Annotated in this window: 20 protein-coding genes; 9 read left to right on the forward strand and 11 right to left on the reverse strand. The window is 73.5% G+C overall.

Annotated features, from left to right (window positions below):
* The first annotated feature begins 18 nt into the window (after window positions 1-18).
* The 5 genes from OV090_RS32370 (at window position 19) to OV090_RS32390 (ending at window position 6,312) form a co-directional block, all read left to right on the forward strand.
* Entirely contained in the window at window positions 19-396 is a 378-nt protein-coding gene (locus OV090_RS32370; RefSeq protein WP_267708529.1) for a response regulator, read from the forward strand.
* Between the two features lie 157 nt (window positions 397-553).
* Window positions 554-2,305: a response regulator gene (locus OV090_RS32375; RefSeq protein ID WP_267708530.1), complete on the forward strand. Its 1,752-nt coding sequence runs from the start codon at window positions 554-556 to the stop codon at window positions 2,303-2,305.
* 34 nt (window positions 2,306-2,339) lie between these two features.
* A complete protein-coding gene (gene hflX, locus OV090_RS51085) occupies window positions 2,340-4,085 on the forward strand; it encodes a GTPase HflX (protein ID WP_267708531.1) in 1,746 nt (581 codons plus the stop codon).
* A 256-nt stretch (window positions 4,086-4,341) separates the two neighbouring features.
* Entirely contained in the window at window positions 4,342-5,424 is a 1,083-nt protein-coding gene (locus tag OV090_RS32385; RefSeq protein WP_267708532.1) for an undecaprenyl-diphosphate phosphatase, read from the forward strand.
* A 183-nt stretch (window positions 5,425-5,607) separates the two neighbouring features.
* Window positions 5,608-6,312, forward strand: a complete 705-nt coding sequence (locus OV090_RS32390; protein ID WP_267708533.1) for a hypothetical protein — start codon at window positions 5,608-5,610, stop codon at window positions 6,310-6,312.
* Between the two features lie 74 nt (window positions 6,313-6,386).
* Here the strand turns inward: OV090_RS32390 and queA are convergent, their stop codons facing one another.
* Complete coding sequence (gene queA, locus OV090_RS32395) at window positions 6,387-7,430, reverse strand: tRNA preQ1(34) S-adenosylmethionine ribosyltransferase-isomerase QueA (RefSeq protein WP_267708534.1); 1,044 nt, start codon at window positions 7,428-7,430, stop codon at window positions 6,387-6,389.
* A 79-nt stretch (window positions 7,431-7,509) separates the two neighbouring features.
* Between queA and OV090_RS32400 the strand changes: the two genes are divergently transcribed.
* From OV090_RS32400 to amrB, 3 genes are all read left to right on the forward strand, one after another.
* Window positions 7,510-8,874 carry a hypothetical protein gene (locus tag OV090_RS32400; protein WP_267708535.1) on the forward strand — a complete coding sequence of 455 codons (1,365 nt, stop codon included), beginning with the start codon at window positions 7,510-7,512 and terminating at the stop codon, window positions 8,872-8,874.
* 145 nt (window positions 8,875-9,019) lie between these two features.
* Window positions 9,020-10,600 carry a hypothetical protein gene (locus tag OV090_RS32405; protein WP_267708536.1) on the forward strand — a complete coding sequence of 527 codons (1,581 nt, stop codon included), beginning with the start codon at window positions 9,020-9,022 and terminating at the stop codon, window positions 10,598-10,600.
* On the forward strand, window positions 10,597-11,877 hold the full coding sequence (gene amrB, locus OV090_RS32410; RefSeq protein WP_267708537.1) for an AmmeMemoRadiSam system protein B: 1,281 nt from the start codon (window positions 10,597-10,599) through the stop codon (window positions 11,875-11,877). Before OV090_RS32405 ends, amrB begins: the two co-directional genes overlap by 4 nt.
* Here the strand turns inward: amrB and OV090_RS32415 are convergent.
* Complete coding sequence (locus OV090_RS32415) at window positions 11,849-12,442, reverse strand: TetR/AcrR family transcriptional regulator (RefSeq protein WP_267708538.1); 594 nt, start codon at window positions 12,440-12,442, stop codon at window positions 11,849-11,851. The two genes, amrB and OV090_RS32415, sit on opposite strands and share 29 nt — an antisense overlap.
* A gap of 323 nt (window positions 12,443-12,765) precedes the next feature.
* Here OV090_RS32415 and OV090_RS32420 point away from each other — a divergent pair, with 323 nt between their 5' ends.
* The gene (locus OV090_RS32420) at window positions 12,766-13,365 is read left to right on the forward strand and encodes a hypothetical protein (RefSeq protein WP_267708539.1); all 600 of its coding nucleotides are present in this window, start codon (window positions 12,766-12,768) and stop codon (window positions 13,363-13,365) included.
* Between the two features lie 133 nt (window positions 13,366-13,498).
* On the opposite strand, the gene OV090_RS32425 is transcribed toward OV090_RS32420, so the two are convergent.
* From OV090_RS32425 to fabF, 9 genes are all read right to left on the reverse strand, one after another.
* A complete protein-coding gene (locus OV090_RS32425) occupies window positions 13,499-14,146 on the reverse strand; it encodes an HU family DNA-binding protein (RefSeq protein ID WP_267708540.1) in 648 nt (215 codons plus the stop codon).
* 213 nt (window positions 14,147-14,359) lie between these two features.
* Window positions 14,360-15,307: a uracil-DNA glycosylase gene (locus OV090_RS50045; RefSeq protein WP_276604784.1), complete on the reverse strand. Its 948-nt coding sequence runs from the start codon at window positions 15,305-15,307 to the stop codon at window positions 14,360-14,362.
* A gap of 762 nt (window positions 15,308-16,069) precedes the next feature.
* Window positions 16,070-17,353 (reverse strand): bifunctional phosphopantothenoylcysteine decarboxylase/phosphopantothenate--cysteine ligase CoaBC, encoded by a 1,284-nt coding sequence (coaBC, locus tag OV090_RS32435; RefSeq protein ID WP_267708541.1) that lies wholly within the window; start codon window positions 17,351-17,353, stop codon window positions 16,070-16,072.
* Between the two features lie 16 nt (window positions 17,354-17,369).
* Entirely contained in the window at window positions 17,370-18,530 is a 1,161-nt protein-coding gene (gene ribB, locus OV090_RS32440) for a 3,4-dihydroxy-2-butanone-4-phosphate synthase (protein ID WP_267708542.1), read from the reverse strand.
* A 7-nt stretch (window positions 18,531-18,537) separates the two neighbouring features.
* Window positions 18,538-19,278, reverse strand: a complete 741-nt coding sequence (locus OV090_RS32445) for a riboflavin synthase (protein ID WP_267708543.1) — start codon at window positions 19,276-19,278, stop codon at window positions 18,538-18,540.
* A 60-nt stretch (window positions 19,279-19,338) separates the two neighbouring features.
* Complete coding sequence (ribD, locus tag OV090_RS32450) at window positions 19,339-20,574, reverse strand: bifunctional diaminohydroxyphosphoribosylaminopyrimidine deaminase/5-amino-6-(5-phosphoribosylamino)uracil reductase RibD (protein ID WP_267708544.1); 1,236 nt, start codon at window positions 20,572-20,574, stop codon at window positions 19,339-19,341.
* Entirely contained in the window at window positions 20,571-21,182 is a 612-nt protein-coding gene (gene nrdR / locus OV090_RS32455; RefSeq protein WP_267708545.1) for a transcriptional regulator NrdR, read from the reverse strand. The genes ribD and nrdR overlap by 4 nt, the downstream gene beginning before the upstream one ends.
* A 1-nt stretch (window position 21,183) precedes the next feature.
* Entirely contained in the window at window positions 21,184-21,624 is a 441-nt protein-coding gene (gene rpiB / locus OV090_RS32460; RefSeq protein ID WP_267708546.1) for a ribose 5-phosphate isomerase B, read from the reverse strand.
* A gap of 8 nt (window positions 21,625-21,632) precedes the next feature.
* Complete coding sequence (gene fabF, locus OV090_RS32465; protein WP_267708547.1) at window positions 21,633-22,871, reverse strand: beta-ketoacyl-ACP synthase II; 1,239 nt, start codon at window positions 22,869-22,871, stop codon at window positions 21,633-21,635.
* Between the last annotated feature and the right edge of the window lies 1 nt (window position 22,872).

Below are 22,872 nucleotides of genomic sequence, written 5' to 3' on the forward strand. Positions count from 1 at the left end.
GTGCTACCGTGCGGCGCGGTGTCGTCCGCGCTCATCATCGAGGCCGACCCGCGGCTGGCGATCCGACTGGCGACGATCCTCGCCGCCCGCTCGTTGCCGGCGGCCGTGCTCGCCGATCCGGACCGGGCCCTCGCGCGCGTGCGGGCCAAGCCGCCGGCGCTGGTGCTGCTGCGCGTCGAGCTGCCGGGCACCTCCGGCTTCGCGGTGTGCAACCGCCTGCGACGCGACGACGACGCGCGGGCGATCCCCCTGATTCTCTACGCCAGCGACGTGGCGCCCGAAGTGTTCGATGGTCACAGCAAGCTGCGGACCCGCGCCAGCGCCTACTTGCACGTGCCCTTCGACTCCGCCCGCGTCCTGGCCGCCGTAGCCGCTTGCCTGCCCGCGAGCGCGTGAACACGGCGCGGCGGCGCTCGCGGTGACCGCGCGACGAGGCCGCGGAGAGCCTCCGCGCGGACTCCTGCGAGCCCCCGTAGAACGTCGTTATGCGGGCAGCCAGCGACCGGCCCGTCGCCCCTGGTGGAAGCGAGCAAGGCCGGATATTTTGGCCCACGTGCACTCAGCGCTGATCATCGACGCGGACGGCAAGACCCCGGCAACCCTGAAGAACATCCTGGCCCCCTACGGCTTCGAGTTCACCATCACCGAGAACGGGCCCGAGGCTGTCAACGTCGCGCGTCAGGCGGCGCCGGACATCATCTTTTTGCGCGCCGAGCTGCCGCTGACCTCCGGCTTCTCGGTGTGCAACCGCCTGCGGCGGCACGAGGACACCAAGCGCATCCCGCTCATCATGTACTCCTCGAACGTCAGCGACGACGTGTTCGAGCAGCACCGCAACCTCAAGACCCACGCCGACGACTACCTGCGCCTGCCGCTCGACGAGTCGCGCCTGGTCGCCGCCATCCGCCCCGTCCTGCCGATCGGCGAGGCCAAGCCCGACAACGCCCCCGGGGCGGGGGCCGGCGCGCCCCAGCCGGCCAAGCCGGCCCGCGCCGGTCGGTCGAAAGAGCGCCTCGAGGTCGAGCTGCGCGACGCGCCCCCGCGCGCCGGCGACAACCGCCACGCCTTCGAGCAGGAGTTCCAGGACGGCTTCAGCGCGCTCCAGGACGAGCCCTCGTCGGCCATCCCGCGCGAGGGCTCGGGCGCTGTGCCGCCGCCCGACGGCGAGATGTCCGACGCCTCCATGGCCGTCGGCGGCTTCAAGGCCCAGCGCGAGGTGTTGCAGCTGAAGAGCCAGCTCAACGCGCGCAGCCGCGAGATCCTGACGCTCAAGGACGAGCTCGCGTCGCGCGAGCGCAACATCGTCGACGCCAAGAAGCTCCAGCGCGAGCTGCAGGCCCAGATCGGCGAGCTCGAGAACCAGGTCCTCGCCGCCCAGGAGCAGATCCTGTCGTCGCGCGAGAACATCGAGGCCGCGGTGCGCGACAAGCAGACCGCGCTCAAGCGCGAGGAGGGCGTCAAGACCCGCCTCGAGGTCACGCAGAAGAAGCTCAAGGAGACCGAGACCGAGTTCGCGGCCTTCCGCGCCCAGACCGCCCAGGACCGCGACAAGGCCGCCATCGCCCTCGCCGAGGCCCAGCAGCGCCTGGAGATGCAGACCGGCATGCTCGCCGATCTCGAGAACGAGCGCGACCGCCTCACCAGCCAGCTCGTCGAGTCGAACGGCCAGGTCTCCAGCCTCGTCGACGGCTTCGAGAGCGCGCGCAAGAGCGTCGCCGGCCTCGAGTCGCAGCTCGAGAACCACCGCCAGGAGATGGAGCGCGCCCTCGCCGACGCCGAGACCGAGCGGGTCGCCTCCCTCGAGTCGCTCGCGCGCCAGCACCACGCCGAGCTCGACGAGCGCGAGGAGGACCACCGCGCCGCCGTCGCGCAGCTGCAGAACCAACTCAACAGCCTGCGCGAGCAGAGCCAGCAGGAGCGCGAGCGCATGTCGCAGGCGCTGATGGAGACCGAGGAGAACGCCCGCCTGCAGGTCAGCCAGCTGACGCAGACGCTGGCCGCCACCGAGGAGGCGGCGCGGCGGGAGATCCAGCAGCTGCAACAGACGCTCGCGCAGGCCGAGGAGACCACGCGCGGCGAGCTCGGCTCGCTGCAGGCGGCGCTGGCCGAGAGCCGCGCCCAAGCCGACGACGCCGCCGCCGACAACAACCGTCGGATCGCCGGCCTCGAGCACCAGGTCGACGAGCTCGGCGCTCAGCTCGACCGCGCCGAGACCCTGCTCGCCCGCCGCCGCGACGCCGCCCAGCGCGCCCAGCAGGCCCTCGCCGTCGGCCTCAAGCTGCTCGAGGACGACGACCAGACATGACCTGTCCTGAAGGCCATCTTCAAGGAACGCCCGCGTGAGCGCCGACCGCCTCCACGGAGACACCGCCAACCTCAAGAGCAGCCAGTCGCGCGCGCTGCAGCGCCTCGGCGAGCGTCGCGTGCCCGCCGATCGCGTCGTCTCGGCCGCGCTCGCCCGCGACCTGCTCGACCTCTCGCACCAGCTCGGGCGCCAGCTCGGCCTCTTCATCGACCGCCGCGGTCAGGTCGAGGCGGTCATCCTCGGCGACGCGCACAGCCTCAGCCTGCCGGAGTTCGCCCGCGTCCGCGGCGCGCTCGGCCGCCTCCGCGGCATCCGCCTGATCGTCACCCACCTGGTGCCCGACCCGCTCACGCGCGAGGAGCTGGCCGACCTCGCCAAGCTGCGCCTCGACCTCGTCGCCGCCGTCCACCGCGGCCCCGCCGGCATCCAACTCGACCTCGCCAGCCTCACCCCGGCCCCGCCCCGCGCCGCCGAGGTGTTCACGATCCGCACCTGGCCGCGCGTCCCTGTCTCGACGCTCAGCCCCGACCTGTCGACGCGACCGGACGAGCAGACCCCGCCGCCGCCCGGCGCGCCCGACCTCCCGATCGACTTCACCGGCTTCATCCGCGAGCTCGAGGCCCGGCTGGTCGCCGCCACCACCGACGCGCGGGCCGAGGCGCGCGGCACCAAGGCCACCGCGCTGGTGGTCCACGGCGGCGGCTCCGAGGTCCCGGCGCGGATCGCCGAGCTGCGCGAGCTGTGCCGCACCGCCGGCATCCAGCTGATGGACCTCGTGACCCAGCGGCGCCCGCAGCCCGACCCGCGCACCTTCTTCGGCCAGGGCAAGCTGCGCGAGGTCATCGTCCGCGCGCTCGAGCAGGACTGCGAGCTGCTGATCTGCGACCCCGACCTCACCCCCTCGCAGGCGCACGCGATCGCCGAGGAGACCGAGCTCAAGGTCATCGACCGCACCACGCTGATCCTCGACATCTTCGCCCAGCACGCCCGCAGCGCCGACGGCAAGCTGCAGGTCGAGCTGGCCCAGCTGCGCTACATGCTGCCGCGCATGGTCGGCAAGGGCACCGCGATGTCGCGGCTGGCCGGCGGCATCGGCGGGCGCGGCCCTGGCGAGACCAAGCTCGAGATCGATCGCCGCCGCGCCAAGGAGCGCATCAACGCCCTCACCCGCCGCCTCGACGAGCTGCGCCAGCGTCGCGACCAGCGCCGCGCCCTCCGCCGCAGCACCAACGTCCCGGTGGTAGCGATCGTCGGCTACACCAACGCCGGCAAGTCGAGCCTGCTCAACACCGTGACCCAGAGCGAGGTCCTGGCCGAGAACAAGCTGTTCGCCACCCTCGACCCCACGGTCCGGCGGATCCGCTTCCCCGAGGACCGCGAGGTCGTCCTGCTCGACACCGTCGGCTTCATCCGCGACCTCCCGCCCGCGCTGCTGCAGGCGTTCAGCGCCACCCTCGAGGAGGTCGCCGACGCCGACCTGCTGCTGCTCGTCGTCGACGCCAGCGACCCCGATCGCGACCAGCAGCGCAGCGCCGTCGAGGCGATCCTCGGCGACCTCGGCGCCGGCAAGGTCCCGCGCCTGCTCGTCTTCAACAAGTGCGACCTCCTCGACGCCGAGGAGCTGGCGGTGCGCCGCGCCGAGGCCGGCCCCGACAGCTTCTTCATCACCGCGCTCGACCGTCGCAGCACCTTCCCCTTGATGCAGGCGATCGAGAATCACCTGTGGGAGCGCGGCATGATCGAGCGGTCCCCCACGTTCCCGGGCGACGACGAGTCGTGACGCGCGCAGTGTGTCGCGAGCCCGGCGCCGGCCAGCGCTCTCCTGCATCTCGCGAGTCGCAACGGGTCGTCGTGGGCCGCGCTACGGACCGCGAGTCCGTCGCCGGCCAGCGTCCCCCGCCTCTCTGCGTCTCGCGACTTGCAGCCGGTCGTCGTGACCCGCGCTCCCCGTCCCCTGCATTCCGCGAGCCGCCCCGAGCCCAGCGGAATGCCGGGGCGCACCGCGACGTAACCGCCCCGATCGCCGCCTGATCGCCATGTCCGCCCCCGACCTCAGCCTCGGCCTCGCCGCCCTCCTCGGCGCCCTCCAGGGCGTCGCCGAGTTCCTGCCGATCTCCTCGTCCGGCCACCTCGCCCTGGCCGAGCGCGTCGCCGGCCTCGAAGCCGGCGCGGGCGGCCACTCCTTCAACATCGTCGTCCACGCCGGCACCTTGCTGGCCGTCCTGATCCACTACCGCGACGACCTGCTGGCGATCGCCCGCGGCGTGCTGCGTCCGGGACATGCTTCAAAGGACGTGCCCGATACGACAGGTGCTTCCGGACATGCCCCTTCGGACAGCTTCAACAGCGCGCGCGGAACGACAGACCACGCCGAATCTGTCCCTGTGGACAGCTTCCGCGCGGTCGCGGACAGCCCGCTGCCCGCCGCGCGCGAGGCGACCGACCCGGCAGGACATGTCCCTGCGGACAGCTCCGTCGCGCGGGGCGTGACCGACCCGGCCGGACATGTCCCTGCGGACAGCCACGGCCGTGCCGCCTCGGGCAGCTCGGCCACCGACGCGCGCGCCCTGTTCCTCGCGCTCGTGATCGGCACCTTGCCGCTGGCGGCCGCCCTGGCGCCCCCGGTCGAGGGCCTCGTCATCGCCACCGAGCACTACCCCAAGGCGATCGGCGTCTGCTTCCTCGTCACCGCGGCCATGCTCGGCTTCGCCGAGTGGCGCACGCGGCGGCAGCAGCGGCCGCAGGAGGTGCCGCGGCCGCTGCAGGCGCTGCTGATCGGCCTCGCCCAGCTCGTCGCCATCCTGCCCGGCATCTCGCGCAGCGGCTCGACCATCGCCGCGGCCATGGCCCTCGGCCTCGGCCGCCTGCCCGCCGCCCGCTTCTCCTTCCTGCTGGCGATCCCCGCCATCCTCGGCGCCTCGCTCAAGGAGGCCATCGGCCTGATGAAGCACGGCCTGCCCGCCGCCGATCCGCTGGCCTTCATCGTCGGCTTCCTCGTCAGCTTCGTCGTCGGCGTCGCCACCCTGCGCGTCCTGCTGGTCCTGCTGGTCCGCGTCGGCGTCCTGCCCTTCGTGCCCTACCTGGTCGTCCTCGGCCTGGCCGTCCTCGCCCTCGGCTGAGCGCTCGCGCCGTCGCCGGGCGTGGAGGTCGTCGCCACGCTCGAGCTCGCGTCACGCCTCGAACGTCAAATCGCCGGCCTGCCGGTGCGCGCCTCTTCGACACTGCCGCCGAGCCCCGAGTCGCTGAGCGCGACGTCCGATCGCGGCGCGAGGACCCGACGGGCGCCTCGCTATCATCGCCTCATGCCGCGCCGATCCGTCTGCGTCTCGCTCGCCCTGTTCGCCTGCGCCCCGAAGCCGCCCGCCGACACCGAGGGCGACGCGACCACCACCTCCACCGCGAGCAGCGACGGCGCGACCAGCACCTCGAGCGCTCCGACCACGACCTCTGCGACGAACACGGCGAGCACCACGACCATCACCGACACGTCGAGCAGCACCGAGCCCCCGGACCCCTCGACCGGCGCGCCCGAGGAGCTCCCGATAAGCGTCTACGTCGTCGAGCAGCGGCCCAGCGAGGCCAGCGGCGTCGACGGCCTCGAGCGCTGGCAACCCGATCCGTTCGCCGAGGGGTGCGAGGCCCTCGATCCCTGCGGCGGCGCGCCGACCCTGGGCAAGCTGAAGTGGTTCGTCGACGGCGAGTTCACCGACCCTTCCGCCATCCACATCGGCTCCCGGGTCGCGCTCCTCCTGCCGTTCGATCATCCGGGCTGCGCGCTGGCCTGCGGCTTCTACTGGAGCTCCGCGCTCGACGAGATCGAGGGCGGCGGCGGCGGCGGCACCCTCCCCGCCGACCTGCCGTGCCGCACCGCCGCCCAGGGCGTGTGGCTGGCGCTCGACTTCGGCCTCATCGTCCGCGGCGGCCCGCACCAGGCGGCGCTGCGCCTCGAGGACCGCTGCGGCACCAGCAGCGAGGCCTGGTCGGTGACCTTCGAGCCGAAGCCGTGATGTCCGCGAAAACATGTCCTGGCGGGCATGCCCCTGAGGACATGTGCTCCAGGGCATGCCCCTTCGACCAGGCCTCACCGCGGCGCGTCCATGCGCGTGAGCAGCATGCAGTCGCCGTAGGAGTAGAAGCGGTAGCCCGCGGCCACCGCCTCGGCGTAGGCCGCCAGCACCCGCTCGCGCCCGCCGAGGCAGCAGACCAGCATCAGCAGCGAGCTGCGCGGCAGGTGGAAGTTGGTGACGATCGCGTCGACCACCCGGAACTCGAAGCCCGGCGCGATCACCAGGTCGGTGGCGCCGGAGAACGGCACCACGGTCCCGCCGCCGACGCGCGCCACCGCCTCGAGCGCGCGCGTGGCCGTGGTCCCGATCGCCACGACCGGACGCCCCTCCGCCTTGGCCGCGGCGATCCGGCCGGCCGCCGCCGCGTCGACCTCGATGCGCTCGGCGCCGACCTTGTGCTCGCGCACGTCCTCGGCCTCGAGCGGCAAGAACGTGCCCGGCCCGACGTGCAGGGTGACGCGCACGACGTCGAGCTGCGCCAGCACCTCGGGCTCCCAGTGCAGCCCGGCCGTCGGCGCGGCGACCGAGCCCGGCTGCGCGGCGTAGATCGTCTGATAGCGGCTCGCGTCGTCGGCGGTGGGCCCCTCGGGCCGCCGGATGTACGGCGGCAGCGGGACCTCGCCGCGGCTCTGCAGCGCGCCCATCCACTCGCCGGCCTCGACCGCGAACACGCGCGCCCGCGGATCGATCACGTCGGGCTCGACGTAGCGAGCGGACCACTCGCCGCAGGTCACGACGTCGCCGGGCCGCAGCCGCTTGGCCCCGCGGACCCACGCGCGGAACGTCTGCCCGGGCTCGAGCCCCGGCCGCGGGTCGCACACCAGCAGCTCCAGCTCGCGCGTCCCGTGCAGCACCCGCAGCCGCGCCGGCACCACCCGCGAGTCGTTCACGACCACGAGCGCCCGCGGATCGAGGAAACGCGGCAGCTCACGCGCGTGGGCGTGGACCGGCGACCCCGCATCACGCTGCACCAGCAGCCGGGCGTCACCGCGCCGCGCTGCCGGCGTCTGGGCGATCTGCTCGGGCGGCAACACGTAGTCGTAGCTGTCTGGACCCATAGAGACGCGCGGGTTTTGACACACCCGCGCCGCCGCGCACAAGTGGCCCCCACCGCGGCGAAGGTCCATGCTCGCCGCAGTGTCCCCCCGCACGCTCGTCGCCGCCGCCTCCCTCGCCCTGCTCGCCCTGGCGCCCGCGCCCGCCCGCGGCGGCGAGTCGAGCGCCGAGCGCCTGCACCGCAAGGGCGTCCACTGCATGGAGGAGATCGAGCGCCGCGACTGCGCGATCGAGCACTTCGAAGAACTGCTCGACGAACGCACCGATCGCCGCGAGCTCGTCACCGACGGCCTGCTCCGCCTGGTCAAGCTGTACGAGAAGGAGGACCGCCCCGAGGACCTCAAGGCCGCGCTGCGCCGCTTCTGGGACGCCGGCAAGACCGACACCCGCCGCGGACACCTGCCCTACACCGCGCGGTTCCTGCCCAAGGACTTCGACGTCGTCTTCCACGCCCACATCCAGCGGCTCATGGCCTCGCCGCTGGCCCAGCAGCTCGACGAGATCGCCGAGTACGTCATGACCTGCGACCCGCATGTGCGGGCCCAGCTCGACGACCTGCGGATCTTCCGTAAGGCCCAGCGCAAGTCCAGAGAGACAGGTGTGACTGTCCAAAAGGCCATGTCGGACGTCGTCGCCGAGGAGAAGAAGCGGACCGAGGCGTACAAGAAGCGGCGCGCGCAGGCCGAGGCCGAGGGCCGCCCGCGTCGGCCCGAGCCGGTGTTCGCCGACGCGACCTGCCAGGTCGCTCGCGCCCTCGGCGACGACACCGCGGCGGCCTGGACCCGCGGCGCGTTCGCCCTCGCGCACGGCGACTTCCGCCGCTCCGCCGCGATCCTCGAGATCCCCGATCTCGCCGCCAAGCTCGCCGCCGCCACCAGCGCCGGACGACTCGTCGCCCGCGGGGACGACACTTGGGCGCTCACCCCGCTGCGTTACCAGGGCCAGGAGGTCCTGCTGCGCGTGCTCGACACCGGCGAGTTGGTCGTCGCCCCGCCCGCGGTGATGACGGAGATCGCCGCCAACTTCGCCCGCGGCAAGCGCACGCTGCCTCGCGAGGTCGACCGCCTCGTCGTCGGCACGCCGGTCGACGCCGGCTTCTTCGCCGTCGCCACCGAGGCCGCGGTGCAGGAGCTCGGCTTCGGCAACATGTCGAAGGGCCGCCGCGGTCTGCTGCAGATGCTCTTGCCGCGCCCCGAGGGCCTGCAGATGGCCGGCGTCGCCCACGAGTACTTCGGCTTCTTCCTCCGCATGCCGACCGACACCCCGCTCAAGGCCGGCGCGCTGGTCGGGGTGATCCAGCGGATGCTCGCCAACCAGGCCGCGTCGGACTCCGACAGCGCCGAGTTCCTGCGCCTGCTCGACGTGACTCAAGCCACGGACAAGCGCGCGCTGCTCCTCTCGTACGTCCTGTCGCGCCGGCAAATCGAGACGATCGTGCTGCAGTGAGCGCCGAGGCGTGGCAGTCTTGTCCCCCGTGGCGACCCCCCTGTCCGCCGTCCCGCTCCTCGCCTGGCTCGCGCTCGCCGGCCCGGTACCTGGCGCATCGAGCATGTCCCCGAGCGCAGGTCCTGTGGGCCAGGTCCGTTCGGGCATGTCCGATGGGCCAGTCTTGCTCGCCGCCCTCGCCCCGGCCCGCGGCGGCAAGGCCAAGCCCGCCGCGGCCCCCGTCCCCGAGCCGGTCGCCGCTCCGCCGCCCTACGGCCAAGAGCAGGCCGCCGCGGACATCGAGCTGGTCCTGACCGGCCGCGGCAAGGACTACCTGCAGGCCCGCGCCCGCCTCGAGCAGCACCCCGCCGTGGCCGCGCCGCTCGTCACCGCGCGCATGGCCGCCACGCCGGCGCCGACCACCGCCGAGCAGCGCCGCCTGCTCGCCCTGCTCGGCGGCATCGCCCGCCCCGAGGACATCCCGCTGTTCGCCGACGCCATGCGCCGCGACGTCGCCGCCGCGGTCAAGCAGTCGCAGGAGCAGGGCATCGAGCTGCCCGCGGCCGAGCCGTGGCGCGAGGTCTTGCGCGCGCAGGGCCCCGCGGCCGCGCCCGCGCTGACGGGGCTCATCGCCGAGAAGTCGTTCACCGAGGAGCTGCGCGGCCTCCTGATCGCCGACCTCGTCGCAGTCACCCCGGCCGACAAGCTGCCCGAGTTGATCGCGCTGGTCGGCCTCGGCGCGCCGACGCTGCGCGCCGCGCTGCGCCAGGCGATCGCCCGTCGCGCCCACAGCTCCGCCAGCGAGCGCGCGCAGCTGATCAAGGTCGTCGACGCCGCGCTCGACGCCCGCGAGCCGGCGCGCCTGCCCGGCCTCGTGCTCCTGCGCGCCGCGCTCGGCGACACCAGCGACGCCGCGTTCACCAGCCGCGCAGCCGCCCTCGCCGAGGACGCAGCCAGCGAGTTCGCCGCCCGCGTCGCCGCCATCCGCGTGCTCGTCGCTCGCCGCAGCGACCCCGCCGCGCAGGACGTGCTCGCCCGCCTCGTCGAGCAGCACCTCCCGGCCGACAAGCGCGTCGCTTTGCGCAGCGAGATCCTCGGCAGCCTCGCCCTCGCCGGCGTCGATGCCACCCGCGCCGCCGCGCTCGTCGAGCGCCTGCAGCTCATCGGCGCCGACGCCCCGCGCGTGGCCACCGCGGCCTTCGCAGTCGCCGCGCTGCCCGACAGCGGCGCCTGGCTCGACTCCAGCCAGCGCCACGCCTGGCCCGAGGTCCGCGCCGCCGCGCTCGCGCGGGTCGACGGCCCCTGCTCCACCCCGATCCTCCGCCGCCTGCGCGACGGCACTGCTACCAGCGGCGACACCTTCGAGGCCGACCCCACGGTCGCGCGCGAGGTCCTGGCCGCGCTCGGCCGCTGCGGCGGACCGGACGCGTTCGCGGCCCTGCAAGCCGTGGTCGTCGACGTCGCGCAGAACGTCGACCGCCGGGCCGAGGCCGCGCGCCAGCTCGTCGACCGCCACGGCCCCGGCGGCGCCGACGTCGTCGCCGCGGTGCTGCGCAGCACCGACGACCTCGCAGTCGCGCTCCGCCTCGTGCGCGCGCTGCAGCGGCTCGAGGGCCCGGGCACCGACGACGTGCGCCAGGCCCTGTGCGCCGCGGGCAAGCGCCAGGAGCTGGCCCAAAGCGCCCAGCGGGCCCTCCGCGGCCTGTTCCCCGACCTCGACGAACCCTGCGCGGGCAACGGACGATGAGCACCGGCCGCGACAAGCCCAGGCTCCGCAAGGTCGAGCGCCTCAACCTCCAGCGCGGCGACGAGGCCCTGCTCGTCCTGCGCGACCCGACCGGTCTCAGCGAACAGGTCGCCTTCCCGCAGGAGGCCTCGGTCGTGCTCGACGCGCTCGACGGCCAGCGCACTGTCCCGCAGATCCGCCAGTCGCTGGCGATGCGCGGGATCCTCGAGATCGAGCTCGCCGACCTCGAGGCGCTGGTGCGCGACCTCGAGGCCGCCGGCTACCTCGACGACGCGGCCTTCCGCGCCCGCTGGGAGGCCATCCACCGCGAGTTCCTGGCCAGCCCGGTCCGCCGCCCGCGCTGGGCCGGCCTGCTCTACCCCGACGACCCGGCCGCGCTCGCCGAGCTGCTGGCCGCCAGCATACCTGACCCTTCGACCAGGTTCACCGACGCCGGCGCCGCGCTCGGCGTGCTGCTGCCGCACCAGCCGCTGCCCGCCCCGGGCGCCCCGACCGACGCGGCCACGCGCGCCGCCGCCAGCCTGGGCGACGAGGTCCTGCGCGGGCTCCCGCGCGCCCGCGACATCGACCTCGTGGTCGTCCTCGGCACCGACTACCACCCGGGCCTGCAGCCGTTCGTCGTCACCGACAAGCGCTACGCCACCCCGCGCGGCGAGCTGCAGTCGGATCCGGCGCTGGTGCGGGCGCTCGACCGCCGGCTGCCGTGGATCCGCCGCGAGGAGATCCGCCACCGCGAGGCCATGAGTCTCGAGCTCGCCGCGGCTGTCCTTCAGCACCTGTACGATGGGGCATGTCCTCCGGTACTCCCGGTGCTGTGCGGCCCGGCTGCGATCGAGCTCGACGAGGGCGGCCCGGTCGAGGCCTTCCTCGCCACCATGGAACATGTCCTCGAGGACAGGCGCGTGCTGTGGTGGGTGACCGCCGAGCTCGGGCACGAGGGTCCGGCGTACGGCCGGCCCGCGCTGACGAAGGACCGCGTCGCGGCGCTGATGGCCCGCGACCGGGCCGTCCTCGCCGCCCTCGCCGACGGCCGGCCCGACCAGCTCGGCCGCTGCTGCAAGGACGTCCCGGGCCTCGATCCGCCGAGCGGCACCGCGGCCCTGCTGACCGCGGCGCGCCTGTTCCCCGTCGGCTACGGAGCCGAGCTCGTCGCCTACGCGGCCGGCCGACCGGTCGGCGCCGACGAGGGCTGGATCGGCCTCGGCGGCGTCCGCTTCACTCGGCCGGTCGCCGACGACGACGACGACTTCACGCCTTCGAGCCCGCGAGTCGCATGATCTGCTCGACGGCCTGCTCGACCGTCAGCGGGATCCGGCCCTGCGGGTCGACCGAGGCCTGGGCCGCGAGCCCGTAGATCACGGCGATGATGCCGCGAGCCACCACCTGCGGATCGCCGCTCAGCACGCCCTGCTCGACCCCGCGGCGGACGATCTCCGCATAGGCAGTCCGCATCTCGGCGAAGGTCCGCTCGAGCTTCTCGCGGTACTCCTGGATCTGGCCCGACATCGTCACCAGCAGGTTGCAGAGCTTGGCCTCGTCGCCGTGGTCCACGAACAGGCGGAGGTGGTTCGCGGCCACCTGCGCCAGCGCCCGGTCGGCCGGCAGGTCCGGCGGCACGTCCGCCGCCCAGCGCTCCTGCAAGGCCAGCAGCTGCGCGTCGAGGATGTCGTGGAACAGCGACTCCTTGGCCTTGTAGTGGAAATAAACGCCGCCCTTGCTGAGACCGGCGTCGCGGGCGATGTCCAGGAGCCGCGTCGAGGAGTAGCCGCGGCGCACGAAGCACCGGGTCGCTGCAGCCCGGATCTGCTGCTTGCGCTGGTCGTCGATCTTCTGGCGTGTCATCGCTGCTCCCCACCCTCCCGGCGCCTGGGCGGCGCCCCCGGTCTCCACGCTAACGGAGACCCCCACCGGTCTGTAAAGCCGCCTCGCAGCCTCACAAACGACGGGTGATATCGGCCCTCTCGTCGCGGACGGCCGCGGAGACGCTGCCAGGCCCGCAGATCGGGCAGGTCGCGCGCAGCGGGCGGTATCGGCCCTCGCACGCGTCGATCTCCGTCGTCGTGAGCTCGCTGCCGGAGGGCGATGCCGCCCGGCGCGACGCTACCCCTTGGCCCGGGCGCTCCTGAATAAGACACTAAGTCGCGCGTCCTGGACGCCGAGGTTTTATGCGCAAGCTGCTTCCGGTCTTCATGGCCCTCGCCTTCTCCCTGCCCGCCTGCTCCTTCTCGTATTCGTCGTCTCGCGGCTCGGGCACGCAGGGGACCTCCAACGGGTCCCAGAAGGGCAAGGGCAAGGGCAAGCCGGCGCGTCAGGCCGCGGTCGATTCGTCGAGCACCTCAGCTCCGACTCCCGCGGCTCAGCCTGCCGCCACGCCCGAGCCCGCGGAGACGCCCGAGCCCGCGGCCACGCCGGCTCCCGCTCCGACCCGCGCCACCGAGAACACCCAGCCGCCGCGCGCCGAAGAGACGACGCCCCCACGAGCCGGCGGCACCCCGACCGTCGCCACCTCCGGCCGCCTCGCTGCGCCGGGCAGCCAGCCGACCGAGCCGAAGAGCGCCTCGCTCGTGACCACGCGCGAGGGCGAGGCCCCGAAGCCCGGCGTCGGCACGATCAGCGCCGGCGACGGCAAGCCCAAGACCGGCCCCGGCACCATCTCCAGCAGCCCCAGCAAGCCGAAGGGCAAGGCCAGCCCCGTCGGCCTGACCGCCGCGCCGAAGACCACCGAGCCGCCGAAGAGCGACGCCAAGCTGGCCGCGCCGCAGTGAATTTCTCGCCCGTCCCGCAGTGAACCAAGGGCCATGACCGCGAGGTCATGGCCCTTTTTTCATGCCCGTTCGGACATGCTCGAAGGGCCATGACCGTGAGGCCATGGCCCTTTCTACATGTCCGGGCGGACAGCTACGAGCGTGAGCCGGTGCGCGCGTGGGCGCGGCGGCCGGGGACGTCGGCGCGCTGCATCGGCGCGGGCGGCAGCTCGAGCTTCGGGTCGGCCGGCTCCTGGCGGCGCAGCACCGCGAGCGAGACCTCGTCGAACTCGTCGTCCGCGTCGTCCTCCTCGAGGTCCTCGCGCGCGGTGAAGCGGCGGCGGAGGATCAGCGCCTCGTCGGCCTCGTCCGCCTCCTCGGCGACCTCGTCCTCGTCGAGCTCGTCGAGCTCGGCCGGGTCGACGCTGGGCGGCTGCAGCTCGAGCTGCGCCGGAGAAACGCGCCGCTTGCGGGCCGTGGGGGCTTTGCCGGCCGGGACGTTGAGGCTGGCGCGCAGCTCGACGCCCGGGCGGAAGTCGATCGTGAACGCCGCGTCGATCGTCATCGGCTCGAGCGTCCGCGGGTTGACGCCCTTGCGAGCCGAGCGCTTCTTCTTGGTGAAGGTGCCGAAGCCGGGGAACGTGAAGCGCGGGCTCTGAGCCCGGGTCACCCGCGCCTTGACGAAGTACGCGGAGAGCTCCCCGAAGGCGATCTCGAGGATTTGCTGCACGCACTTCTTCGTGATGTCCGGCGGCAGATCACGATTGCGTGCGATTTTTTCGATGAGTTCAGCCTTCGTCATCGCGTCGCCACAGAACCGTGACTGTAGAAGTGGCGACGCGACACGTCAACTGTACTGCCGAACAGCATCAGCCGCTGACAGGACACGCGCCGAAAATTTGGATGCGAGGAATTTCGCGTCGCTGCACCACGAGCGCCGCGTGACGAACTTCTCCACAACGCTTCGCACGTAAAATTCCGTCGATCATCCGGGCATTGCATGTGCATGAGGAGATCAACTTCGCAGCACGCGCAGCGCTCGCTCGAGGTCCGCCATCACCGTGTCGTCGGCGGGGTTTCGCTGACCCGGAGGGAGCTCCCCCTCGCGCCGGATCACGTACGATGGATGATACGTGACGTGAAGTGGGATCTGCAGGCCCGCACCGGCGTCATCGTAGGTAAAACGGCGGTTGCGCATCTGTGCCAACTTCAGATCCTCATCGGTGCCGATCAGCAACATCCCGGCGTACCTGCCGAGCGCCACGATCACCGCGGGACGGATCGCCCGCACCTGGGCCCGCAGGAACGGCGAGCACTTCTCGATCTCCTCGGCGGCCGGGTCGCGGTTGCCGGGCGGACGGCACTTGAGCACGTTGGCGATGTAGACCTGCTCGCGCTTCATGCCGAGGCGCTCGATCCACTGCGTCAGCCGCCGACCGGCCGCGCCGACGAACGGCTCGCCGCGCCGATCTTCGTCCGCGCCGGGCGCCTCGCCGATGAACATCACGCGGGCGTTCGGGTCGCCCACCCCGAATACAATGTTCGTGCGGGTCTTCGAGAGCTTGCAGCGCGTGCAGTCGCCGACGTTGCGGGTCCGCAGGTACTCGAGCTTCTGCCCCGGCGTCCACGCCTGAGCCTGCGCGCGCAGCCCCGCGTCGCTGCCCGCGCGCGGCGGACCGTCGGCCGCGCGCGGCGGCCCTGACGGATCGACGAGCGGCAGGCTCGCGCTGCGGGGGCGGGCCTCCGCAGGCGGCGGGCTGACGCTGCGCGACGGCGGAGGCGCGCTCGCCGGGCGAGGGGGCGACCGGTCTGCCGTCGCCGGCCGCTGCGATCCGCTCGCGGCGCGCGGCGCCGGCGTCTCGTCCGACCACTCGATCGGGGGCGGCTCGTCGTGGTCCGGCTCGCTCGCCGCGCGCGGCTGCGACTCGCGCGGCCACTCCGATCCGCCCTGGCGGTTCGCCATGCGCGGCTGTGACTGCTGCGACCCCTCGTCCCGATTCGCCGCGAGCGGCTGCGACTCGCGCGACCGCTCGTCCCGATTCGTGCCGCGCGCCTGCGGATGCTGCGACCCCTCGTCCCGATTCGTCCCGCGCGCCTGCGGCTGCTGCGACCGCTCGTCCCGATTCGTGCCGCGCGCCTGCGGCTGCTCGTCCCGATTCGTGCCGCGCGCCTGCGGCTGCTGCGACCACTCGTCCCGGTTCGTGCCGCGCGCCGGCGACTGCTCGTCCCGATTCGTTCCGCGCGCCTGCGGCTGCTGCGACCACTCGTCCCGATTCGTCCCGCGCGCCTGCGGCTGCTGCGACCACTCCGGTCCGCCGTCGCGGCTCGCCCCGCGCGGCTGTGACTCGCGTGCCCCCTCCGAGCCCGGCGCGCCCTCGCTGCTCACCGCGCGTGGCTGCGTCCCTTCGCGCGCCGGCGGGCTCGGCTGCGGACGCGCGGACGACGGCGCTTGCGGCCCACGCGGCGGCGGGGCGGATCCCGCCTGGCCTTCGGGCCATGTCGGCGCGCCCGCGCTCGCGGGGCGCTCGACGGTCGCCTGTCCGGACGGCCAGGCGGCCTCGGCGGGTGCGGCCGTGCGCGCTTCGGGCTCGTGACGGGGCGACGGCGCGGCCGACACGTACGTCAGGCCCCGGAACTCCCGGAGGTGGCGCAAGTGCGCGGCGAACTGGACCGCCAGCCGTCGCGTCGCGTCGCGTCGATCGCCCTCCACGAGATCCTCCAAAGGTTATGTGGCCGCCAACGCGTCGAGCAGCCAGGTCGCCAGCGCCGCCTTGGCGATCGGCGGGCCCGAGGCGCGCACGGCGATCGCGTCGCCGTCGCGCGCGAGCAGCAGGCCGGCGTTGGTCGCCGACGCGAAGCCGACCCCGGGCGCGCCCACGCGGTTGACGAAGATCGCGTCGGCGTCCTTGGCCCGCAGCTTGGCCTCGCCGAGGCGGATCAGCTCCTGCTGCAACCTGTCCTCGGGGCCATCCTCGACCGTCTGCGCCGCGAACCCGAGGAAGCGCGCGCGCGCGGCCCCTGCCGGCGCGCCGCGACCGAAGCGGGCCGTCAGCGCGGCGAGGATGTCGCGCGCCGTTCGCCAAGCGAGCGTCGGCAGCTTCGTCAGCAGCTCGGCCTTCTCGAGCTTTCGCCCGGCCCCGCCGTCGATCTCGAGGTCCTGCACCGCCGCGACCATCGCCACCCAATCATATGGCTTTTGGGACAGCTCGCTCTCCAGCGCCGCGAACATCTGCTCCGCGGTCTCGACGTCGACGCGGCGCACCCCCTGCGGCGTCGCCAGCTCGACCGGCCCCGCGACCAGCGTCACCTCGGCGCCCGCGCGGCGGGCCGCCTCGGCCAGCGCGAACCCCATCGCCCCGGTGGACGCGTTGGTGACGAAGCGGACCGGATCGATGTACGTGCGCGTCGGCCCGGCCGACACCAGCACGCGCTTGCCGGCCCACGGCCCGCGCGCCTCGAGCTGCGCCAGCGCGGCCGCGACGATCAGCGGCGGGTCGATCATGCGGCCCTCGCCGATCCACCCGCACGCCAGCTGCCCGCGGTCGGGCCCGACGAACTCGGCCCCGCGGGTGCGCAGCGTCGCCAGGTTGGCCTGCGTGGCCGGATGGCGCCACATGTTGGTGTTCATCGCCGGCGCCCACAGCACCGGCGCGCGCGTGGCCAGCAGCACCGTCGCCGCCAGGTCGTCGGCCATCCCCGCGGTCGCGCGCGCCAGCAGGTCGGCGGTCGCGGGCGCGACGACCACGAGGTCGGGCCAGTCGGCCAGCTCGATGTGGCCGACGTGGCCCTCCTCCTCCGGGTCGAGCAGACGCTTGCGCACCGGTCGAGTCGACACCGTCGCCAGCGACAGCTCGCTGACGAACGCCGCGGCCGCCGGCGTCATCACCACCTGGACCTCGCAGCCGGCGGCGACGAACGCCCGCACCAGCTCGGGCGTCTTGTAGGCCGCGATCCCGCCGCTGACGATCAGCAGGACGCGACGCCCGCGCGGACGTGTCCCTTGAGACATGTCCGTCGTGCCAGCCTCAGCCAACCGCCCCCTCCTCGAGCGGCACGGCCCCGACGGTGTGGATGCCGAAGCCGGTCAGGCCGACGATCTTGCGCGGGTTGTTGGTGATCACCTCGATGCGGTGGATGCCGAGGCTGCGCAGCACCTGGGCGCCGAGGCCGAACTCGCGGAAGCCGGCCTCCGCGGGCTTGAGCGCCGGCGCCGGCTCGGCGGTGCGCGGCGTCAGCAGCGGGTCGGACGGCCAGCGGTGGCCGAGCACGTACAGGAACACCCCGCGGCCGGCGCGATCGATCTGCTTGAGGCTCGCGCGCATCCGGCTGGCCGCGCCGTCGCCCGTCACGCCGAACACGTCCTCGAGCACCTGCGACCGCTGGGCCCGCAGCAGCACCGCGTCGTCGCCGTCCTCGCGCTGGTGCAGGTCGCCCTTGCACAGCGCGACGTAGAAGCTGGCCGGCTCGACCGTCGAGCGGAAGGTGTGCATCGTCCAGCCGTCTTGCGCGGTGATGCCGAGGATCGGCGACTCGAGCGGCTGGCGGGCGATCTCCTCGATCAGCGTCTCGCGCTGCAGGCGGTAGCCGATCAGATCGGCGATCGTCAAAATCGGCAGGTCGTGCGTGCGCGCGAACGCCTCGAGGTCGTCCATGCGGGCCATCTCGCCGTCGTCGCGCATGATCTCGCAGATCACGCCGGCGGAGCGCAGGCCGGCCAGGCGGGCCAGATCGACCGAGCCCTCGGTGTGGCCCGAGCGGACCAGCACGCCGCCGGGCTGGGCCCGCAGCGGGAAGATGTGGCCGGGGCTGACCACGTCGTGCGGGCCGAACTTCTCGTCGCTGGCGACGCGGATCGTCTGCGCGCGGTCGGCCGCGGAGATGCCGGTGGTGACGCCGCTGCGCGCCTCGATCGACACGGTGAAGGCGGTGCCCATGTGGCCCGGGTCGGTCGGCACCATCATCGGCAGCCGCAGCTCGCGCACGCGGTCGGCCGTCAGCGCCAGGCAGATGAGCCCGCGGCCCCACCGGCACATGAAGTTGACCTGCTCCGGCGTGCAGTGCTCGGCCGCGCAGACCAGGTCGCCCTCGTTCTCGCGGTCCTTGTCGTCGACGAGGACGATCATCCCGCCGCGGCGGATGACCTCGATGCAGCGCTCCACGTGCTCGTAGTTGGTCGTTTCGCTCATGATGGTGCTACTGGTTGCCTTCAGAGACAGGTGCTTCGGGACATGGCGCTTCGGACCTGTCCCGAGAGTCAGTGTAGTCCGCGGCCGCGTCTTCGAGGTAGCCGGCGCGGGCCAGGGCCTCGCGCGTGAGCGGCGGCGCGGCCGCGCGGGCGGGCTCGTCGCCGGCGCCGAGCAGGCGGGCGACGTAGCGGGCCATCAGGTCGACCTCGAGGTTGACCGCGTCGCCGACCTTGCGCTCGTTCAGCGTCGTGACCGCCAGAGTGTGCGGGATCAGGCCGACGGCGAACCCGCGGGGGTCGACCGCGTTGACGGTGAGGCTGACGCCGTCGACGCACACGCTGCCCTTGATCGCGATGTAGCGGGCCAGCTCGCCCGGCACGTCGAACCACACCTCGAGCGCGTCGCCGCGGGCGACCCGGCTGCGCACGCGCGCGAGGCCGTCGACGTGGCCCGAGACGAGGTGCCCGCCGAGCGCGTCGCCGAGGCGCAGCGCCGGCTCGAGGTGGACGCGGCTGCCGGGGCGCAGCTCGCCGAGGGTCGTCACCGCCAGCGTCTCGAACGCCGCCTCGACGGTGAAGTCGCGCGCGGTCGAGGCGACCACGGTGAGGCAGACGCCGCTGATCGCGACGCTCGCGCCGAGGCTGCGATCGCCCTCGGACAGGGCGTAGGCGATCACGAAGGTGCGTCGCTGCGCGCCGGGGATCACGCGCTCGACCGTGCCGACGCCGCGCACGAGGCCGGTGAACATGCGGGGGTTATGGCACAGATCACCGGCCGGATCGACGCCCCGCGGCGGCCGCCGCCGGCGTCAGCTCTCGCGTCTCGCGGGCTCCTCGGCGCGATCCGCCGGCGGCCCCAGGACTGTGAGGCCGTCGACCCCGACGTCGGTGCGCAGCAGCGGACGGAGCCGCGTGGCGTCGGCGACCGCCGCGACCTTCAGCCCGGCCGCGGCCGGCCTGCCGTCGCCCAGCACCACCGGCGCGTGGAACCAATAGAACCGCTGCCACGCGCTCGCGGCGACGAAGCTGGCGATCATCCGCCCGCCGCCCTCGACCAGCAGCGAACGCAGCGGCAGCTGGCCCAGCGCCTGCAACGCCCCGGTCACGTCGACCCGACCCTCGGCGTCGCCGGCCAGTTCGATGCGCCGCAGGCCGAGGTCCTCGACCGCCCGCTGCGCCGCCGCCGGTGCGCGGCCCGTGTGCAGCACCACGGTGCCCGGGCGCAGCAGCGTCGGCCGCCGCACCGCCCCGGCCACGCGCAGCGCGCTGTCGAAGATGACGGGCAGCGGATCGACGCCGGTGACCATGCGCACCGACAGCGCGGGATCGTCGCGCAGCACAGTGTCGGCGCCGACCGCGATCGCGTGGTGACGGGCCCGCAACCAGTGCCCGAGCCGCCGCGCCGGTTCACCGGTGATCCACTTGCTGTCCCCGGAGCCAGCCGCGATCTGGCCGTCGAGCGACGACGCGATCTTGAGGGTCACGAACGGCAGCCGCGTCACCTCGTGATGCACGTAGTGCTCGTGCGCCGACGCGCACGCGCCCGCGAGCACGCCGTGGCGCACGCGGATGCCTGCCGCGCGCAGCAGCTCGAGGCCGCGTCCGCCGGCGTGCGCGGCCGGATCGAGCGCACCGACCACGACCTCGGCGACGCCGGCGGCGATCAGCGCCCCGGTGCACGGCGGCGTGCGGCCGAAGTGCGAGCACGGCTCGAGCGTGACGTAGACCGTGGCGCCTCGCGCGGCCCCACCCGCCTGCGACAGCGCCGAGACCTCCGCGTGCGGCCCCCCGGTGACCGCGCTGCGCCCGGCGCCGACGACCCGCTCGCCCTGCACGACGATCGCGCCGACGCACGGGTTGGGATAGGTCGCGCCGGTGCCCGAGCGGGCCAGCGCCACTGCAGCGCCCATCAGTCGGACGTCGCGCGCCTCGGGCGACTCGTTCGCCGCCGCCACGCTCGCCAGCGCCGCCGCGATCGCGGCCGGTCCGTCGTCGGCGACCCCGTCCGCTCCGCCGAGCAAGTCGGCCAGCTCGGGCGCGATCACGAGACCTCGCTGTCCGGCACGGCGGCCGCGGTCGACCTGTCCCCGGAGTCAGCCTCGTCCTCGGCCTCGACGAACAGCCGGCTCGGCGCGCTGAGCTGGATCTGCCCGCGCGCGTCGATCTCGAACAGCGTGCGCTGGCCCTCGGGGCTGGTGTGCGCGGCCTTCTCCATCTGGCCCAGAAGATGAACGAACTCGTCGACGTTGTGATAGACGCCGTGACTGGCGAGGTAGCGGACGTAGGCGACCAGGTCGAGCGGGCGCAGCAAGCGAGTGACGCGGTCGGCGATCTCCTCGGCGCGGATCTCCCGCTCCCCGCGCGTCGCGGCCCACAGCTCGACCGCGACGATCAGCGCCTCGATCTGCTCGTCGTCGACCGGCCGCTTGTGACACACGCGCTGCAGCCCGGCGCGGATCTTGTTGCGGTCGAAGGCCTGCTTGCCGCCGCCACGCTTGAGCACGATCGGCGGGGTCGTCTCGATGCGCTCGTAGGTGGTGAAGCGGTGGTTGCAGTCGAGACACGCGCGGCGCCGCCGGATCGCACCGCCGTCCCGACTCTCCCTCGAGTCGAGGACCTTGATGCTCCCGCTGCGGCAGACCGGGCAGAGCAACCTACCCCCCGGGCTCCAGCTTCTCGACCCGCCGGGCGTGGCGCCCCCCGGCGAAGCGGGCGTCGAGGAAGGTCCTGAGCAGGACCTTCGCCAATTCGACGCCGACCACCCGCGCGCCCAGGCAGAGCACGTTGGCGTCGTTGTGCTCGCGGGCCATCGCGGCGCTGAACGGATCCATCACCACCGCGGCGCGGATGCCCGGCTGCTTGTTGGCCGCCATCGCCATGCCCTGACCTGTCCCACAGACCAGGAGGCCGACCGAGCCCGGATCGGCCTTGACGCACGCGCTGACGGTCGCCGCGACGTCCGGGTAGTCGACCGACTCGGCGGCGGTCACCGGCCCCGACTCGCTCGCTACTTCGTGGCCGAACGCCGCGACCGCGGCCGCGAGCTCGCGCCGGAGGTCGATCGCCGCGTGGTCGCTGCCGAGGTGAACGCGCATCGTCGGTCCTACGCTGTCCGCTTGAACGCGAGGCACGCGTTGGTGCCGCCGAAGCCGAAGCTGTTCGAGAGGGCGACGTCGACCGCGACCTTGCGCGCCTCGTGCGGCACGTAGTCGAGGTCGCACTGGGGGTCGGGATCGTCGAGGTTGATGGTCGGCGGCAGCACCTGGTGGTGCAGCGCGAGGGCGCAGATCGCCGCCTCGAGCCCGCCGGTGGCTCCGAGCAGGTGGCCGTGCATCGACTTCGTCGACGACACCGCCAGCTTGCGCGCGTGCTCGCCGAACACCGCCTTGATCGCGCCGGTCTCGGTCGCGTCGGCGCCAGTCGAGGTGCCGTGGGCGTTGATGTACCCGACCGCCTCGGGGGAGAGCCCCGCGTCGCGCAGCGCGAGCCGCATGCAGCGCTGGGCGCCCTCGCCGTCGGGCGGCGGCGCGGTGATGTGATGCGCGTCCGCGGTCGCCGCGTAGCCGACGATCTCGGCGTAGATGCGGGCCCCGCGGGCCGTCGCGCGCTCCCACTCCTCGAGGACCACGAGGCCGCAGCCCTCGCTGAGCACGAAGCCGTCGCGGCTCAGGGTGAACGGCCGCGACGCCTTGGTGGGCTCGTCGTTGCGGGTCGACAGCGCCCGCATCGACGCGAACCCGCCGATGCACAGCGGCGAGACCGTGGCCTCGGTGCCGCCGGCGATCATCACGTCGGCGCCGCCGCGGGCGATCAGGTGGAACGCCTCGCCGATGCTGTGCGCGCCGGTCGAGCAGGCCGACACGTGGCTCATGTTCGGCCCGCGGTAGTTGTGGCGGATCGAGATCTGCCCGGGCGCGAGGTTGACGATGATCGCCGGCACGAAGTACGGGCTGATGCCGTGGCGCGGCCCCTTCTCGCGCAGCGAGTCGTGCGTGGCCTCGAGGACCGGCAGGCCGCCGAGGCCGGCGCCGACGTAGACGCCGAAGCGCTCGGGGTCGTCGGGCGGCCCGAGCTTCGCGTCCTCCACGGCCATCGCCGCGGCCGCGATCGCGTACTGGATGAAGAGGTCCATCTGTCGGACCTCCTTCTTCGGGATCCAGCGCGTCGGGTCGAAGTCACGCACCTCGCCGGCGATGCGCGTCGTCAAAGCGCTCGCGTCGAACCGCGTGATCGGCCCGATCCCCGACTTCCCCGCGCACAAGCTCCGCCAGTTCTCGTCGTTGCCGACGCCCAGCGGGCTGATGAGCCCCACTCCCGTGATCGCGACCCTACGACCCGTCACA

It is taken from the genome of Nannocystis sp. RBIL2 (genome assembly GCF_026626745.1).
GTDB lineage: Bacteria > Myxococcota_A > Polyangia > Nannocystales > Nannocystaceae > Nannocystis.